At 65.4% G+C, this 15,056-nt stretch carries 14 protein-coding genes; 10 read left to right on the forward strand and 4 right to left on the reverse strand.

The features are described 5' to 3' along the window. The 3 genes from ABIG06_RS28310 (at position 1) to ABIG06_RS28320 (ending at position 2,846) form a co-directional block, all read left to right on the forward strand. The gene (locus ABIG06_RS28310) at positions 1 to 969 is read left to right on the forward strand and encodes a branched-chain amino acid ABC transporter permease (RefSeq protein ID WP_424578449.1); all 969 of its coding nucleotides are present in this window, start codon (positions 1 to 3) and stop codon (positions 967 to 969) included. A gap of 155 nt (positions 970 to 1,124) precedes the next feature. Continuing rightward, entirely contained in the window at positions 1,125 to 1,769 is a 645-nt protein-coding gene (locus ABIG06_RS28315) for a DUF47 domain-containing protein (RefSeq protein ID WP_124158852.1), read from the forward strand. Positions 1,770 to 1,838: 69 nt separating this feature from the next. Continuing rightward, positions 1,839 to 2,846: an inorganic phosphate transporter gene (locus tag ABIG06_RS28320; RefSeq protein WP_370139417.1), complete on the forward strand. Its 1,008-nt coding sequence runs from the start codon at positions 1,839 to 1,841 to the stop codon at positions 2,844 to 2,846. On the opposite strand, the gene sugE is transcribed toward ABIG06_RS28320, so the two are convergent. Further along, positions 2,839 to 3,153, reverse strand: a complete 315-nt coding sequence (gene sugE, locus ABIG06_RS28325) for a quaternary ammonium compound efflux SMR transporter SugE (protein WP_124158854.1) — start codon at positions 3,151 to 3,153, stop codon at positions 2,839 to 2,841. The two genes, ABIG06_RS28320 and sugE, sit on opposite strands and share 8 nt — an antisense overlap. Before the next feature lie 157 nt (positions 3,154 to 3,310). Here sugE and ABIG06_RS28330 point away from each other — a divergent pair, with 157 nt between their 5' ends. From ABIG06_RS28330 to der, 7 genes are all read left to right on the forward strand, one after another. Continuing rightward, entirely contained in the window at positions 3,311 to 4,933 is a 1,623-nt protein-coding gene (locus tag ABIG06_RS28330; protein WP_370139418.1) for a peptide chain release factor 3, read from the forward strand. 158 nt (positions 4,934 to 5,091) lie between these two features. Further along, positions 5,092 to 5,634 (forward strand): hypothetical protein, encoded by a 543-nt coding sequence (locus ABIG06_RS28335; RefSeq protein ID WP_124158856.1) that lies wholly within the window; start codon positions 5,092 to 5,094, stop codon positions 5,632 to 5,634. Between the two features lie 196 nt (positions 5,635 to 5,830). After that, a complete protein-coding gene (locus ABIG06_RS28340; protein ID WP_124158857.1) occupies positions 5,831 to 6,415 on the forward strand; it encodes an NnrU family protein in 585 nt (194 codons plus the stop codon). Between the two features lie 72 nt (positions 6,416 to 6,487). Beyond that, positions 6,488 to 8,080 (forward strand): class I adenylate-forming enzyme family protein, encoded by a 1,593-nt coding sequence (locus tag ABIG06_RS28345; protein ID WP_370139419.1) that lies wholly within the window; start codon positions 6,488 to 6,490, stop codon positions 8,078 to 8,080. Positions 8,081 to 8,247: 167 nt separating this feature from the next. After that, entirely contained in the window at positions 8,248 to 8,901 is a 654-nt protein-coding gene (locus ABIG06_RS28350) for a tetratricopeptide repeat protein (RefSeq protein WP_370139420.1), read from the forward strand. Between the two features lie 46 nt (positions 8,902 to 8,947). After that, positions 8,948 to 9,493: a hypothetical protein gene (locus tag ABIG06_RS28355; RefSeq protein ID WP_370139421.1), complete on the forward strand. Its 546-nt coding sequence runs from the start codon at positions 8,948 to 8,950 to the stop codon at positions 9,491 to 9,493. 50 nt (positions 9,494 to 9,543) lie between these two features. Continuing rightward, complete coding sequence (der, locus tag ABIG06_RS28360; RefSeq protein WP_370139422.1) at positions 9,544 to 10,932, forward strand: ribosome biogenesis GTPase Der; 1,389 nt, start codon at positions 9,544 to 9,546, stop codon at positions 10,930 to 10,932. Between the two features lie 141 nt (positions 10,933 to 11,073). On the opposite strand, the gene ABIG06_RS28365 is transcribed toward der, so the two are convergent. The 3 genes from ABIG06_RS28365 to purF all read right to left on the reverse strand — a co-directional run bounded on the left by ABIG06_RS28365 (position 11,074) and on the right by purF (position 15,037). Continuing rightward, on the reverse strand, positions 11,074 to 12,300 hold the full coding sequence (locus ABIG06_RS28365; protein WP_124158862.1) for an ABC transporter substrate-binding protein: 1,227 nt from the start codon (positions 12,298 to 12,300) through the stop codon (positions 11,074 to 11,076). A 338-nt stretch (positions 12,301 to 12,638) separates the two neighbouring features. Then, the gene (locus ABIG06_RS28370) at positions 12,639 to 13,379 is read right to left on the reverse strand and encodes an SDR family NAD(P)-dependent oxidoreductase (protein WP_370139423.1); all 741 of its coding nucleotides are present in this window, start codon (positions 13,377 to 13,379) and stop codon (positions 12,639 to 12,641) included. Positions 13,380 to 13,513: 134 nt separating this feature from the next. Further along, on the reverse strand, positions 13,514 to 15,037 hold the full coding sequence (purF, locus tag ABIG06_RS28375; protein ID WP_124158864.1) for an amidophosphoribosyltransferase: 1,524 nt from the start codon (positions 15,035 to 15,037) through the stop codon (positions 13,514 to 13,516). Between the last annotated feature and the right edge of the window lie 19 nt (positions 15,038 to 15,056).

A 15,056-nucleotide genomic window follows, 5' to 3' on the forward strand; every position in this document is an offset into this window, starting at 1 on the left:
ATGACAACCCTGACGGACGACACTCTGCCGGTGACCCCTCGCGCGATGCGCGACGAGATGATCATGTTCGTGCTGATGGCGCTGCTGCTGGCGGCCGTGCCGTTCACCGGCGTCTATCCCTTCTTCGTGATGCAGGCGCTGTGCTTTGCGCTGCTCGCCTGCGCCTTCAATCTGCTGATCGGCTACGGCGGCCTGCTGTCCTTTGGCCACGCGATGTTCTTAGGGACAGCGGGCTATTGCAGCGCGCATGCGCTGAAGGTGTGGGCGCTGCCGCCGGAGCTCGGCATCCTCGTCGGCATCGCCGCGGCGTTCGTCCTGTCGATCATCACCGGCTACATCTCGATCCGCCGCCAGGGCATCTATTTCTCGATGATCACGCTGGCGCTGTCGCAGCTCCTGTACTTCATCTATCTCCAGGCCCCATTCACCCACGGCGAGGACGGCATCCAGGGCATCCCGCAGGGGCACATGTTCGGCGTCTTCGATCTCTCCAAGCCCACGGTGCTCTATTACGTCGTGCTGGCAGGCTTCCTCGCCGGCTTCCTCCTGATCTTCCGCATCATCAACTCGCCGTTCGGCGAAGTCCTGAAGGCGATCCGCGAGAACGAGCCGCGGGCGATCTCGCTCGGCTACCGCACCGACCAGTACAAGTTCCTGGCCTTCGTCCTGTCGGGCACGCTGGCCGGTTTTGCCGGTGCGCTGAAAGTGTTCGTGGCGCAGAACGCCTCGCTTACCGACGTGCACTGGTCGATGTCGGGCGAAGTCGTGCTGATGACGCTGGTCGGTGGTCTCGGGACCATTTTCGGACCCGTGGTCGGCGCCTTCGTCATCATCGCCATGCAGCAATATCTGGCGGGCTTCGGACAGTGGGTGACGGTGATCCAGGGCGCGATCTTCGTAATCTGCGTGCTCACCTTCCGCCGCGGCGTCATCGGCGAAATCGCGCATTACTTCCGCCGGTCGCTCTAAGCACTTGGAATCGCACAAATTACATTGATGTGTGAAAGCGGTGGATGACCCGGCTCCGTGGGCGTGAGATGACACGCGCGCGGATCGAAAATGGTCTATGACAGTTTCATGACAGCCCTCCGGGCCTGACCATTTCCAACCGGTAGCCTATCCCCATGATGCGTTGGTTTCGAGCGTTCCTGCCCAAGGAAGAACGGTTCTTCGACCTGTTCGACCGGCATGCCCAGACCGTGATCCAGGGCGCGATCGCGCTCCAGGGCATGCTCAATGGGGGCGAGGAGACGCCGGTCTATTGCCAGCGCGTCAACCAGTTCGAGAACGACGCCGACAACATCACCCGTGAGGTGCTGACGGCGGTGCGCCGCACCTTCATCACCCCGTTCGACCGCGGCGACATCAAGAACCTCATCACGTCGCTGGACGATGCCATCGACCAGATGCAGCAGACGGCCAAGGCGGTCATGCTGTTCGAGGTCCGCAGCTTCGAGCCGCCCATGCGCGAGATCGGCGGGCTGCTGATCGAATGCGCCAATCTCGTCGGGCGTGCGCTGCCGCTGATGCAATCGATCGGCCCGAACGTCGCCATGCTGACCGCGATCACCGAAGAGCTCGGCAAGCTGGAGGGCCGGGTCGACGATCTCCACGACATCGGCCTGAAGGAGCTGTTCCTGAAGCATCGCGAGGGCAACGCGATGGACTTCATCGTCGGCGTCGAGATCTACGACCATCTCGAGAAGGTGGCCGATCGCTTCGACGACGTCGCGAACGAGATCAACAGCATCGTCATCGAGCAGGTTTAGCGCATGATCCGGAAAAGTGTGCAGCGGTTTTCCGTTCAGATCATGCGCCAACTTTAGGGCAGGGCCGCCGTGGACGCCGCGTTGGGTCTTCCCATTCTGGTCGGCTTGATCGCCGTCGCGCTGCTGTTCGACTTCCTGAACGGCCTGCACGACGCCGCCAATTCGATCGCGACCATCGTCTCGACCCGCGTGCTGCGGCCGCAATTCGCGGTGTTCTGGGCCGCCTTCTTCAATTTCATCGCCTTCATGGTGTTCGGACTGCACGTCGCCCAGACCATCGGCACCGGCATCATCGACCCCGCGGTCGTCGATGCCCAGGTGATCTTCGCAGCGCTCATCGGCGCGATTGTCTGGAACCTCGTGACCTGGGCGCTCGGCATCCCGTCCTCGTCGTCGCACGCGTTGATCGGCGGCCTCGTCGGCGGCGGCATGGCCAAGGCGGGGATTTCGGCCGCGGTGTGGAGCGGCCTGTCCAAGACGGTGCTGGCGATCGTGCTGTCTCCGCTGGTCGGCTTCCTGCTGGCGATGATGCTGGTGGCGATCGTGTCGTGGGCCTCGGTGCGCTCGACGCCGTTCGCGGTCGATCGTGCCTTCCGGATCCTGCAATTCGCCTCCGCCTCGCTCTATTCGCTCGGCCATGGCGGCAACGACGCGCAGAAGACCATGGGCATCATCGCGGTGCTGCTGTATTCGCAGGGTCATCTCGGCAGCGAGTTCTCGGTGCCGTTCTGGGTGGTGCTGTCCTGCCAGGCGGCAATGGCACTGGGCACGCTGATGGGCGGTTGGCGCATCGTCCGCACCATGGGCCTGCGCATCACGAAATTGACGCCGATGCAGGGCTTTTGCGCCGAGACGGGGGGCGCCGCGACCCTGTTCATGGCGACCTATCTCGGAGTTCCCGTCTCGACCACCCACACCATCACCGGTGCCATCGTCGGCGTCGGCGCCGCCCGCCGCGTCTCGGCCGTCCGCTGGAACGTCGCGAGCTCGATCGTCTATGCCTGGGTGATCACGATTCCGGCCTCCGCCATCGTCGCGGCGCTGACCTGGTGGCTGGTCCAGATCTTCGTCAAGTGACGAGCTTCAGTCCGGCAATCCCGGCGACGATCAGGGCGATGCTGGCAAGGCGCAGGGCCGTTGCCGGCTCGCCGAACAGGACGATGCCGAGCGTCGCAGTGCCCACCGCGCCGATGCCGGTCCAGACCGCATAGGCGGTTCCGACCGGGAGCGATTTGAGCGCAAGTCCAAGCAGGATCACGCTGCCGGCCATGGCCGCCAGGGTGATCACCGACGGCAGAAGCCTGGTGAAACCCTCAGTGTATTTCAGGCCGATCGCCCAGGTGATCTCGAGAAGGCCGGCGACGAACAGGATGCTCCAGGCCATGACGGCCCTCCATTCAAGGCAGGGTCGTCCCCGCGGCTGAGGTGCTGAGAAACGGAAGGCCGTCCTTCCCGAAAGCCGATATGGGGCTGGCCGAATGGCTCCGCAATCACCAAATGAGGCTTGATCAGGCCCGTTTTCCCTGCCACACGCTCCCGCCATGTCCGACATCGCCACCACCACAGCCGAATCGCCGGCCCGTTCCCCGCTTGCCGCTGAGGTGGCGCGGCGGCGGACCTTCGCGATCATCTCCCACCCCGACGCCGGCAAGACCACGCTGACCGAAAAGCTGCTGCTGTTCGGCGGCGCCATCAATCTCGCCGGCCAGGTCAAGGCCAAGGGCGAGCGGCGCAATACGCGTTCCGACTGGATGAAGATCGAGCGCGAACGCGGCATCTCGGTCGTGACCTCGGTGATGACCTTCGAGTTCGAAGGGCTGGTGTTCAACCTGCTGGACACGCCGGGCCACGAGGACTTCTCGGAAGACACCTATCGCACGCTGACGGCGGTCGATTCCGCGGTGATGGTGATCGACGCCGCCAAGGGCATCGAGGCGCGCACCCGGAAGCTGTTCGAGGTGTGCCGCCTGCGCGACATTCCGATCATCACCTTCATCAACAAGATGGACCGCGAGAGCCGCGACGTTTTCGAGCTGCTCGACGAGATCGAGAAGACGCTGGCGCTCGACACCACGCCGATGACCTGGCCGGTCGGTCGCGGCCGCGACTTCCTCGGCACCTATGACGTCGTCAATGGCGGCGTGCGCCTGCTCGAAGGCGGCGGCGCCAAGACCGGTGCGGCGCAGCAGATCGAGATCGAAGAACTGGCCAAGCTCAACGCCAATCTCGACGTCTCCGCCGTGAAGGACGAGCTCGAGCTCGTCACGGAGGCGTCAAAGCCGTTCGAGCTCGAGGCGTTCCGCGAAGGCCATCTGACGCCGGTCTATTTCGGCAGCGCGCTGCGCAATTTCGGCGTCGGCGACCTGCTGGAAGGCCTCGGCAAGTTCGCGCCCGAGCCGCGTGCGCAGGACAGCGACCAGCGCAAGGTCGAGGCCACCGATCCGCGCATGAGCGCCTTCGTGTTCAAGATCCAGGCCAACATGGATCCGAACCACCGCGACCGCATCGCCTTCGCGCGGCTGTGCTCCGGCAAACTCAGCCGCGGCATGAAGGCGAAGCTCGTGCGCACCGGCAAAAGCATGCCGCTGTCGAGCCCGCAATTCTTCTTCGCGCAGGATCGCTCCGTGGCGGACGAAGCCTTCGCCGGCGACGTCGTCGGCATTCCCAACCACGGCACGCTGCGCATCGGCGATACGCTGACGGAAGGGGACGATTTCAACTTCGTCGGCGTGCCGAGCTTCGCTCCGGAAATCGTCCGCCGCGTCCGTCTCACCGACGCGATGAAGGCGAAGAAGCTGAAGGAAGCGCTGCAGCAGATGTCGGAGGAGGGCGTGGTGCAGGTGTTTCGCCCGCGCGACGGCGCGCCGGCGCTGGTCGGTGTGGTCGGTGCGCTCCAGCTCGACGTGCTGAAGGCTCGGCTCGAGGCGGAATATTCGCTGCCGGTCGAGTTCGAGGTCAGCGAATTTCAGCTGGCGCGCTGGGTCTCCTCGGAGGACCGCAAGAAGCTCGATGCCTTCATCGCTGCCAACACCTCCAGCATCGCCGACGACGTCGACGGCGATCCCGTGTATCTCGCCCGGAACGAATTCTATCTCGGCTACACCAGGGAGCGCGCCGAGGGCATCGAGTTCAGCAACGTCAAGGACGTCAAGAAGAAGGGGTAGGGCAGCCACGTCCCTCCGCCGTGCAGCCATACTCTCCGCTGCCATGCCCCGGCCTGACCTCAAGAGCGGATTTGAACGCGTATGTGAACGAGCGCAGGCTTGATACCGGGGCGGCCGGTGCCGATTTCCGTCGGGATGGGTCCTGTGGTTTCGTGGTCATGTGGCGCTTCATCCTTGTGCTCCTCCTTGTGACGATCCTGCCGGCATCGGCCGACGCGTGGCGCCGCCCTCTCGAAGAGGAGCCGTTCTCGTATGAGCCGTGCGGCGGGCCTTTTCAGGGACCTTGCATCACCGAAATTCCATTTCCATTCGGCGAGACTCTCCAGCTCACGGTCGAGAGCGTTCCTGCGCAAGCCGACATTGCGAAGTACCGGCGGCCCGATCATGACCTTGATACGATCGGCGACCTCTTCGCCGAGCTGCGTTCGTGTTGGTCACCTCCTCCCGCTGACCATGCGCGGGCGGGCATGCAGATGTCGGTGCGGTTCAGCCTCAACCGATCGGGCGGTCTGATCGGCCCGCCGCGCATGACATTTGCGACCGCGGGTGTCCCTGCCGACACCCGCGCGACCTATCTCGATGCCATCAACGCATCGTTGAAGGCATGCCTGCCGCTGAAATTCACCAGCAGCTTTGGCGGCGCGCTGGCGGGCAAGCCGATCGCGATCCGCTACGTCGACAATCGCGAGCTTGCGAAGTAGCACCGCTCTGTCTCCTCATCCTGAGGAGCGCGCACCGCGCGCGTCTCGAAGGGATGAAAGGCGACGCTGTCGCACAGCCGGGCCTGCATGGTTCGAGACGGCGCTGAGCGCCTCCTCACCATGAGGAAGAGTTGCGACCGCGAGCCAATCGATGATACCTCAGAGGCTGGGGCGCTGGTCAAAAGGGGAGAATGTCGTGGGTCTGCTGGTCATGATCCTGGGGCTTGCGCTGTTTTTTGCGGCGCATGTGTTCACCACCAAACGCGAGATGCGCGCCGAGGCGATCGCAAGGCTCGGCGAGGGATCCTACAAGATCCTCTATTCGCTCATCTCGCTGGCGGGGCTCGCGATGATCATCTGGGGCTATGCCCACTATCGCGCCACGGGCTGGATCGACGTCTGGTATCCGCCGAAGGCCATGAAGCACATTACGCTCGCATTGATGCTGCCGGCGGTCATCCTGGTGGTGGCCTCTTACTTGCGCGGCCGCATCTATGCGACCTTGAAGCATCCGATGCTGGCGGGCATCAAGCTGTGGGCCGCCGCGCACCTGCTCGCCAACGGCGATCTCGGCTCGATCATCCTGTTCGGCTCGTTCCTGGGCTGGGCGGTGTATGACCGTATTTCGCTCAAGCATCGCACCGACGCCGGCGGCCCGCCGATTCCGGTCGGCGGCATCACCAACGATCTGATCGCAGTTGCGGTCGGCATCGTTGCCTATTTGGCGCTTGCGTTCGCGTTCCATCCGGTCGTGATCGGTGTTCCCGTCATCGGTGTCTAGCCGGTCAGCACAAGACGAGACCCGGATGTCCATGCGCGGAAGCTGGTAAGAGCAACAAGCAGAGGGCCTTCGATGGATTGGTCGCATTCGCAGATCCCGCCGATGCGGTATGAGGCGCGCTTTGGCGATCGGGTCGTGCCCGCCTTCCGGGATCGGCCGGCGAGCCTGTGGGCGATGATCGCGGAAGCCTGCGCCCGCAACGCCAGCGGTGAAGCGCTGATCGCGGGGAATGTCCGCCTGAACTGGCAGCAGGCCGTGGAGCAGGCCGCACGGATTGCAGCGGGATTTCGCAAGCTCGGATTGCAGCGCGGCGATCGTGTCGCGATCCTGCTCGGCAACCGCATCGAATTTCCCCTGCTGCTATTCGCCGCTGCGCATGAGGGCCTGGTGACGGTGCTGCTCAGCACCCGCCAGCAGAAGCCGGAGATCGCCTATGTGCTGGCCGATTGCGGCGCAAAGATCCTGATCCACGAGGCCTCGCTCGCCGAGCGGCTGCCGGATGCGCAGGATGTGCCCGATGTCATCCATCGCATCGCCGTCGACGAGGATCCGGCTCGGTCGCGTTTCGCCGTGCTCGCCGACAACCCGCCGGCGCCGGCGCCGGTCGAGACGGGCGAGGAGGACACCGCGATGATCCTCTACACCTCGGGGACGACAGGCAAGCCGAAGGGCGCGATGCTGGCCCATTGCAACATCGTTCATTCCTCGATGGTGTTCGTGTCCTGTCTGCAGTTGACGGACGTCGACCGTTCGATCGCCGCGGTGCCGCTCGGCCATGTCACCGGCGTCGTCGCCAACATCACGACAATGATCCGCTGCGGCGGCGCGCTGATCATCATGCCAGAATTCAAGGCGGCCGATTACCTCAAGCTCGCCGCACGCGAGCGCGTCACCTACACGGTGATGGTGCCGGCGATGTACAATCTCTGCCTGCTCCAGCCCGATTTCGACAGCTATGATCTGTCGAGCTGGCGCATCGGCGGCTTTGGCGGCGCGCCGATGCCGGTCGCGACCATCGAGAAGCTCAAGGCGAAGATTCCCGGCCTGAAGCTGATGAACTGCTACGGCGCGACCGAGACGACGTCGCCGTCGACGATCATGCCGGGCGAATTGACGGCGAGCCACATCGACAGCGTCGGACTGCCGTGTCCGGGCGCGCGCATCATTGCCATGGGACCGGACGGGCGGGAGCTTCCTCCTGGCGAGATCGGCGAGCTCTGGATCCAGAGCGCCTCCGTCATCAGGGGCTATTGGAATAACCCCAAAGCCACGGCCGAAAGCTTCACCAGCGGGTTCTGGCACTCGGGCGATCTCGGCTCGGTCGACGCGGAGGGGTTTGTCCGCGTGTTCGACCGGCAGAAGGACATGATCAACCGTGGCGGCCTGAAGATCTATTCGGCCGAGGTCGAATCCGTGCTGGCAGGGCATCCCGCCGTGGTCGAGAGCGCGATCATTGCGAAGGCGTGCCCCGTGTTGGGCGAGCGCGTCCACGCCGTGGTGGTGACACGCACGCCGGTGGCCGACACCGACTTGCGGGCTTGGTGCGCGGAGCGGCTGTCCGACTACAAGGTTCCCGAGACCTTGGCGATCACGGCCGAGCCGCTGCCGCGCAACGCCAATGGCAAAGTGCTGAAACGGCAGCTGCGGGAGCTGCTCGGAAGCTGAGCCGGACGGGGTTCTCCGGGCCTGCCCCGGGTGGTTAACGCCTTGATCGGCCTCGCTTTGCCTTGCCACCGCCATATCGTTAGGGTACCCCGCGGGCCACGTGGGGACGGGATTCCTGACGCGAACGCTTTGGCGCGCGCACCCGGACGGGCATGGGATTAACATAAGTGTCTGAATTATTTAACGAAGTCGACGAGGAAGTACGTCGCGAACAGCTCAAGAAGCTGTGGGACAAGTATTCGATCTACTTCATCGCCCTGATGGTGCTGGTCGTGGCCGCCGTCGGTGGCTGGCGCGGCTACCAATATCTGGAGGCCAAGAAGGCCGCTGAGGCCGGCGCCGCCTTCGAGAAGGCCGTCGAGCTGTCCGAGCAGGACAAGCACGCCGACGCCGAGAAGGCCTTCACCGAGCTCGCCGCCAAGGCTCCGTCGGGCTATCGAACCCTGGCGCGGCTGCGCGCTGCCGCCGAGGCCGCGAGCCGCGATCCCAAGGCCGCCGCGAAGATGTATGACGACATTGCCGCCGACCGCAGCATTGGCGGTGAGTGGCAGGATCTGGCGAAGATCCGCGCCGCCGGCCTGCTGCTCGACAGCGCCAGCTACGCCGACATGCAGCAGCGGCTGGAGCCCTCCGCCGCACCGAAATCGACCTTCCGCCACAGCGCCCGCGAGATGCTGGCATTGTCGGCCTGGCGCAACAACGACATGACCGCAGCCCGCAAATGGCTCGACGCGATTGACGGAGACGGCGAAACGCCGCCCGGCCTGCGCTCGCGTGCCGAGGCGCTCCAGGCTCTGCTGCCGCCCGTCGCCAAGAGCTGAGCAAGACCAGCTGACGACGGCCCTCTGACTTGAGACGAGACACAAGATGCGCCGCACGCCACGCTTGATCGCAGCCGCCGTCCTCATCGCCTTCACCGGCGTGCTGGGCGGCTGCTCCAGCTTCGATCCAAGCGACATGCTCGACTTCCTCGACACCAAGAAGAAGCTGCCGGGCGACCGCAAGCCGGTGTTCCCGGAGGGCGTGCCAGGCCTCGAGCAGGGCGTGCCGAAGGAGCTGTACAAGGGCGCGCAGCAGCAGCCCGATCCGAACGCGCCTGCCGTAGCGGCTTTGCCTGCGGAGCCGCCACCGGAGCCGGCCAAGCCGGCGAAGGGTGCCAAGGCCGCGAAATCGCGACAGCCGGTCGCCGCCGCGCCGGCCGAAGCGCCGGCCGGTGAGGTCGACGGCGAAGCCCAGCCCGAGGCCGCGCCGGCGGCGGCCGCTCCGCCGCCCAAGCACAAGATCGTCCGCAGGCGCACCACCGCGCCGCCGCCGGACCAGCCCGTCCAGCAGGCGCAGCCCGCCCAACCCGCGCAGCAGCAAACCCAGAGCGCCTTCCCGGCGCCGCTGCCGAGCGGCAGCTTCTCGCGCTGATATTTCCCATTGCATTGACAGGCGCAGCCCCGGCAGCGCACGAATGACCGATGTCCTTCACGATCGCCATCATCGGCCGGCCCAATGTCGGCAAATCGACGCTGTTCAACCGCCTGGTCGGACAGAAGCTCGCGCTGGTCGATGACCTGCCGGGCGTCACCCGCGACCGCCGCGAAGGCGAGGCCAGGCTCGGCGACCTCCAGTTCACGATCATCGATACGGCCGGCCTCGACGAGGGCGCCAAGGGCTCGCTGACCGCGCGCATGCAGGAGCAGACCGAGACTGCGATCGCGCAGGCCGACGCGCTGTTCTTCGTCATCGATGCCCGCATCGGCCTCACGCCCACCGATCGCGCCTTCGCCGATTTCGCCCGCAAGGCCAACAAGCCGGTGCTGCTGATCGCCAACAAGAGCGAGGGCAAGCATGGCGATGCCGGCGCGATGGAGGCCTTTGCGCTCGGCCTCGGCGATCCCATCCAGATATCCGCCGAGCATGGCGAGGGCATGGGCGAGCTCTATGACGCACTAGCCAAGCTGATGCCGGAGCCCCTCGACGAGGACGAGGACGAGGGCGAGGAGGATGCGCCGATCTCGGAGGAGGAGGCCGCGACGCGTCCGATCCGGGTTGCCATCGTCGGTCGGCCCAACGCCGGCAAATCGACGCTGATCAATCATCTGCTCGGCGAGGAGCGTCTGCTGACCAGCCCGGAAGCCGGCACCACGCGCGATTCCATCGCGGTCGAGATCCACTGGAAGGGCCGCGATTTTCGCGTCTTCGACACGGCAGGCCTGCGTCGGCGCTCGCGGATCGAGGAGAAACTGGAGAAGCTTTCGGTCGCGGACGCGTTGCGCGCGGTGCGCTTTGCCGAGGTCGTCGTGCTGATGATGGACACGCAGAACCGCTTCGAGGAGCAGGACCTGCGCATCGCCGATCTGATCGAGCGCGAGGGAAGGGCGGTCGTGCTCGCCGTCAACAAATGGGACCTGATGGAGACCAAGGGGGGCGGCGCGATCTCGGGCCTGCGCCGCGATGCCGACCATTGGCTGCCGCAACTCAAGGGCGTGCCTATCGTCGCCGTCTCAGGCCTGATGGGCGAGGGCATCGACCGCCTGATGCAGGCGATCCAGGATGCCTACGCGGTCTGGAACAGGCGCGTGCCGACGGCCGCGCTCAATCGCTGGTTCGAGCAGGCGATCCAGGCCAATCCGCCGCCGGCGGTGTCCGGCCGCAGGCTGAAGCTGAACTACATCACCCAGAACAAGGCGCGCCCGCCGAGCTTCGTGCTGTTCTGCTCGCGTGCGGACGCGGTGCCGCAATCCTACTTGCGCTATCTCACCAACTCCATGCGCGAGACCTTCGAGCTGCCGGGCACGCCGGTGCGTATCACTCTTCGCGAGAAGGCCAATCCTTTCGCGCACAAGCGCAAGCGGCCGTCGTGAGCGACGGCTCCGGCGAGGCGACAGCGCAGGGCGCTGCGCCAGTCCGGCGCGATCGCTGGCGGCGACGAAGACAGTCCGAAACGCCAATGCCCGGGACGAGCCCGGGCATGATCTGTGTGACGTCGCGTAACCGCTACGCGGTCACTTCTTCACCAGCGGGCAGTCGCTGTCCTTGAGCGGCTTGGCTGCGTCTTCAGGCGCGATGGTGGCGACCAGCTTGTAATAGTCCCACGGGCCCTTCGACTCCTCGGGCTTCTTCACCTCGAACAGATAGGCCGGGATGAGGCGGCGGCCGTCGGCGCGCAGCGGTCCGTTGCCGAACAGCGGATCGTCAGTCGGCAGCTCCTTCATCTTGGCGACGACCTTGGCGCCGTCATGGGGATTGCCCCCGAGCGCTTCCATCGCCTTGAGATAATGCAGCACCATCGCGTAATTGCCGGCCTGGGTCATCGAGGGCATCGCGTTCTTGCTGGCCAGCGCCGAGAAGCGCTTGGACCATTCGCGGGTCTTGTCGTTCAGGTCCCAGTAGAACGATTCAGTGAAGGTCAGGCCCTGCGCGGTCTTGAGGCCCAGCGAGTGCACGTCGTTGATGAACAGCAGCAGCGCGGCGAGCTTCTGGCCACCCTGGACGATGCCGAACTCGGCGGCCTGCTTGATGGCGTTGGTGGTGTCGCCGCCGGCATTGGCGAGGCCGATGATCTTGGCTTTCGACGATTGCGCCTGAAGCAGGAAGGAGGAGAAGTCCGCGGTGTTGAGCGGGTGCTTGACGCCACCGAGCAGCTTGCCGCCGTTGGCGGTGACCACGGCGCTGGTGTCGCGCTCCAGGGCGTGACCGAACGCGTAGTCGGCGGTCAGGAAGAACCAGCTGTCGCCGCCGGCCTTGGTCAGCGCCTTGCCGGTGCCGTTGGCCAGCATGTAGGTGTCGTAGGTATAGGAGATGGTGTTGGGCGTGCAGGCCTTGCCGGTGAGGTCTGCCGTGGCCGCGCCCGAATTGAGCAGCACCGCGTTCTTCTCCTTGACGAGATTGCTCACCGCGAGCGCTACGCCCGAGCTCGGCGTGTCCGCAATCGCGTCGACCTTCTCGTTGTCGATCCACTGCCTGGCGATATTGACGCCGACGTCAGGCTTGTTCTGGTGATCTCCGCTCAAAACCTCGATCTTCCAGCCCTTCTTGAGCAGGCCGGAATCCTCGACCGCCATCTTGATCGCGACCACGGAGTTCGGGCCGCCGATATCGGCATAAAGGCTCGACATGTCGTTGAGCACGCCAATCTTGACCGTCTTGTCCTGGGCGAAGGCGGATGTGGCAAAGCTGAAGGCGACACAGGCCAGAAGGGCCGCGGAGCGGCGCGCGAACGTCGTCGTCATAAAAGGTTTCCTCCATTGTCAAATATGCGGACGGCTCTCTTGCGGAGCCTTGTTCCGGCTGATGGCTCTAGCCTGTCCCACGGCCGGCGGCAATGCGCCTAAAGCTGGATGACGCTGCGTCGTAGCGTCATCCGTCGGTTAACCTTCGGGCAAAATGCGTTGAGACGCTATTTGAGCGCGCTGATGTCAGTTTGAATTTCCGGATGTGCTTTCCGATATCGGCCTCGGCGGTATAGTCGTTACCCTTGGCATCGATCGCCGTGCCCGATGTGACCGAACTGCCGACGTTGCTGCCGCCTAAGCGCGGGCCATCAATCGTGGGGAGGCAATCGGGTCAATCAGGCCGGCGCGCGGAAGCTCATCACGGTGCGGGTCTTGTAGTCGTAGAACTTGCCGGTCTCGGTCCAGTCAGGCCCACACATCGGCACGATGAATTCGGCGACCTGCTCGGGCGTGTCGAGCGTCGCCGGATCCTCGCCCGGCATCAGCGTCGCGCGCATGCGCGTGCGGACCGGGCCGGGATTGAACAAATTGACTCGCAGCTTCGTATTCGCCGTCTCCTGCGCCCAAGCGCGGGCCAGCGTTTCCAGCGCGGCCTTGGACGCGGCGTAGGGGCCGACATAGGCGGTCGCCTTACTGGCGGCGCCGGAGGTGATGAACACGGCGCGCCCGGCATCCGACTGCCTCAGCAGCGGCTCCATGCAGCGGATCAGCTGGAAGTTCGCGGAGACGTTCACCGCCATCACCTCGTTGAACGTCTCCAGCTCGATATGGCCGAGCGGCGAGGACGGGCCGAGCACGCCGGCATTGCCGACGAGGATATCGAGCTTGCCGTAGCGCTCGTGCAGGCTGGCGCCCAGCCGCGCGATGCCGTCGGAATCGCTGAGGTTGAGCGGCACCAGCGTGGCGCTGCCGCCGTCCTTGCGGATCTCGTCGTCGAGTTCTTCCAGCCCGCCCTGCGTGCGCGCCACCGCAACGACATGCGCACCCGCCTTGGCCAGCGCCCTGGCCGTGGCGAAGCCGATGCCGCGCGAGGCGCCGGTAACGAGAGCGATGCGGTCAGCGAGGGACTTGGTCATGGCGGGGTTTTACAGGCGTGGATGGCCGGGACAAGCCCCATCACGGCACCTGTCATTCCGGGATGGTGCAAAGCACCAGACCCGGGATCCCGGGTTCGGTCCTTACGGACCGCCCCGGTGTGACGCCTTCGGTGTCAGCTCGCCTCGGCCAGCAGCGACAATTGCCGCGGTTGCGGCTCGGTCTGGGTCTGGTCGGTGAGGTGGGTCGGATAGGCGCCGGTGAAGCAATGGTCCGAGAATTTCGGATTGGCGGGGTCGCGGCCGGGCTCGCCCATGGCGCGGTACATGCCGTCGATCGACAGGAAGGCGAGCGAGTCGGCGCCGATGATCTCGCGCATCTCCTCCAGCGAATGCGTCGCCGCCAGCAGGCCACCGCGGTCGGGCAGGTCGATGCCGTAATAGTCGGGATAGAGGATCGGGGGCGAGGCGAGGCGGAAGTGCACTTCCTTGGCGCCGGCATCGCGCATCATGCGCACGATCTTCTTCGAGGTGGTGCCGCGCACCAGGGAATCGTCGATCAGGATGATGCGCTTGCCTTCGATCGCGGCGCGGTTGGCCGAATGCTTCATGCGCACGCCGGATTCGCGGATCGCCTGCGTCGGCTGGATGAAGGTCCGGCCGACATAGTGGTTGCGGATGATGCCGAGCTCGAACGGCACGCCGGAATGCTGGCTGTAGCCGACGGCGGCGGGCACGCCGGAATCCGGCACCGGCACGACGACGTCGATCGGCACGTGGCTCTCGCGCGCGAGCTGCGCACCGAAGGCCTTGCGCACCTCGTAGACCGAACGGCCGTGGACGATCGAATCCGGACGCGAGAAGTAGATGTATTCGAAGATGCAGGGACGCGGCGCCATCGGCGGGAACGGCTTGTGGATGTCCTGGCCGCTCTCGTCGAACACGATGACTTCGCCGGGCTCGATGTCGCGCACGAAGCGCGCGCCGATGATGTCGAGCGCGCAGGTCTCCGAGGTCAGGATCGGACAGCCGTCGAGATCGCCGAGTACGAGCGGGCGGATGCCGCGCGGATCGCGCGCGCCGACCAGCTTCTTGTTGGTCAGCGAGACCAGCGCATAGGCGCCTTCGATCTCGCGCAGCGCGTCGATATAGCGCTCGATGAAGCGGCTCCGCTTGGAGCGCGCGACCAGGTGCAGGATCACCTCGGTGTCGGTGGTCGACTGCATCATCGCGCCATGCCGCACCAGCTCGCGGCGCAGCGTCAGGCCGTTGGTGAGATTGCCGTTATGGGCGACGGCGAGACCGCCGGCATTGAGCTCGGCGAACAGCGGCTGCACGTTGCGCAGGATGGTGGCGCCGGTGGTGGAATAGCGGACATGGCCGACCGCGACATTGCCGGGCAGGCGGTCGATCACCTCGCGGCGGGAAAAGGTGTCGCCGACGAGACCGAGGCGGCGTTCCGAGTGAAAGCGGCTGCCGTCGTAGGAGACGATGCCGGCGGCTTCCTGGCCGCGGTGCTGGAGAGCGTGAAGGCCGAGCGCGGTGATCGCGGCCGCATCAGGGTGACCGTAGATGCCGAACACGCCGCATTCCTCGCGCAGCGTATCCCCCTCCAGATCGTCCTGAAGCTCGAGCGCGGCCGGGCCCGAACTGGCCCTGAGATCAAGATCAAACTGGGCGTCCTGGTCAGGGTGTCGCATCTCGTCCGCGCCTTTCTTT

The sequence above is a fragment of the Bradyrhizobium sp. USDA 326 genome, from assembly GCF_049739485.1.
Taxonomy (GTDB): Bacteria; Pseudomonadota; Alphaproteobacteria; order Rhizobiales; family Xanthobacteraceae; genus Bradyrhizobium.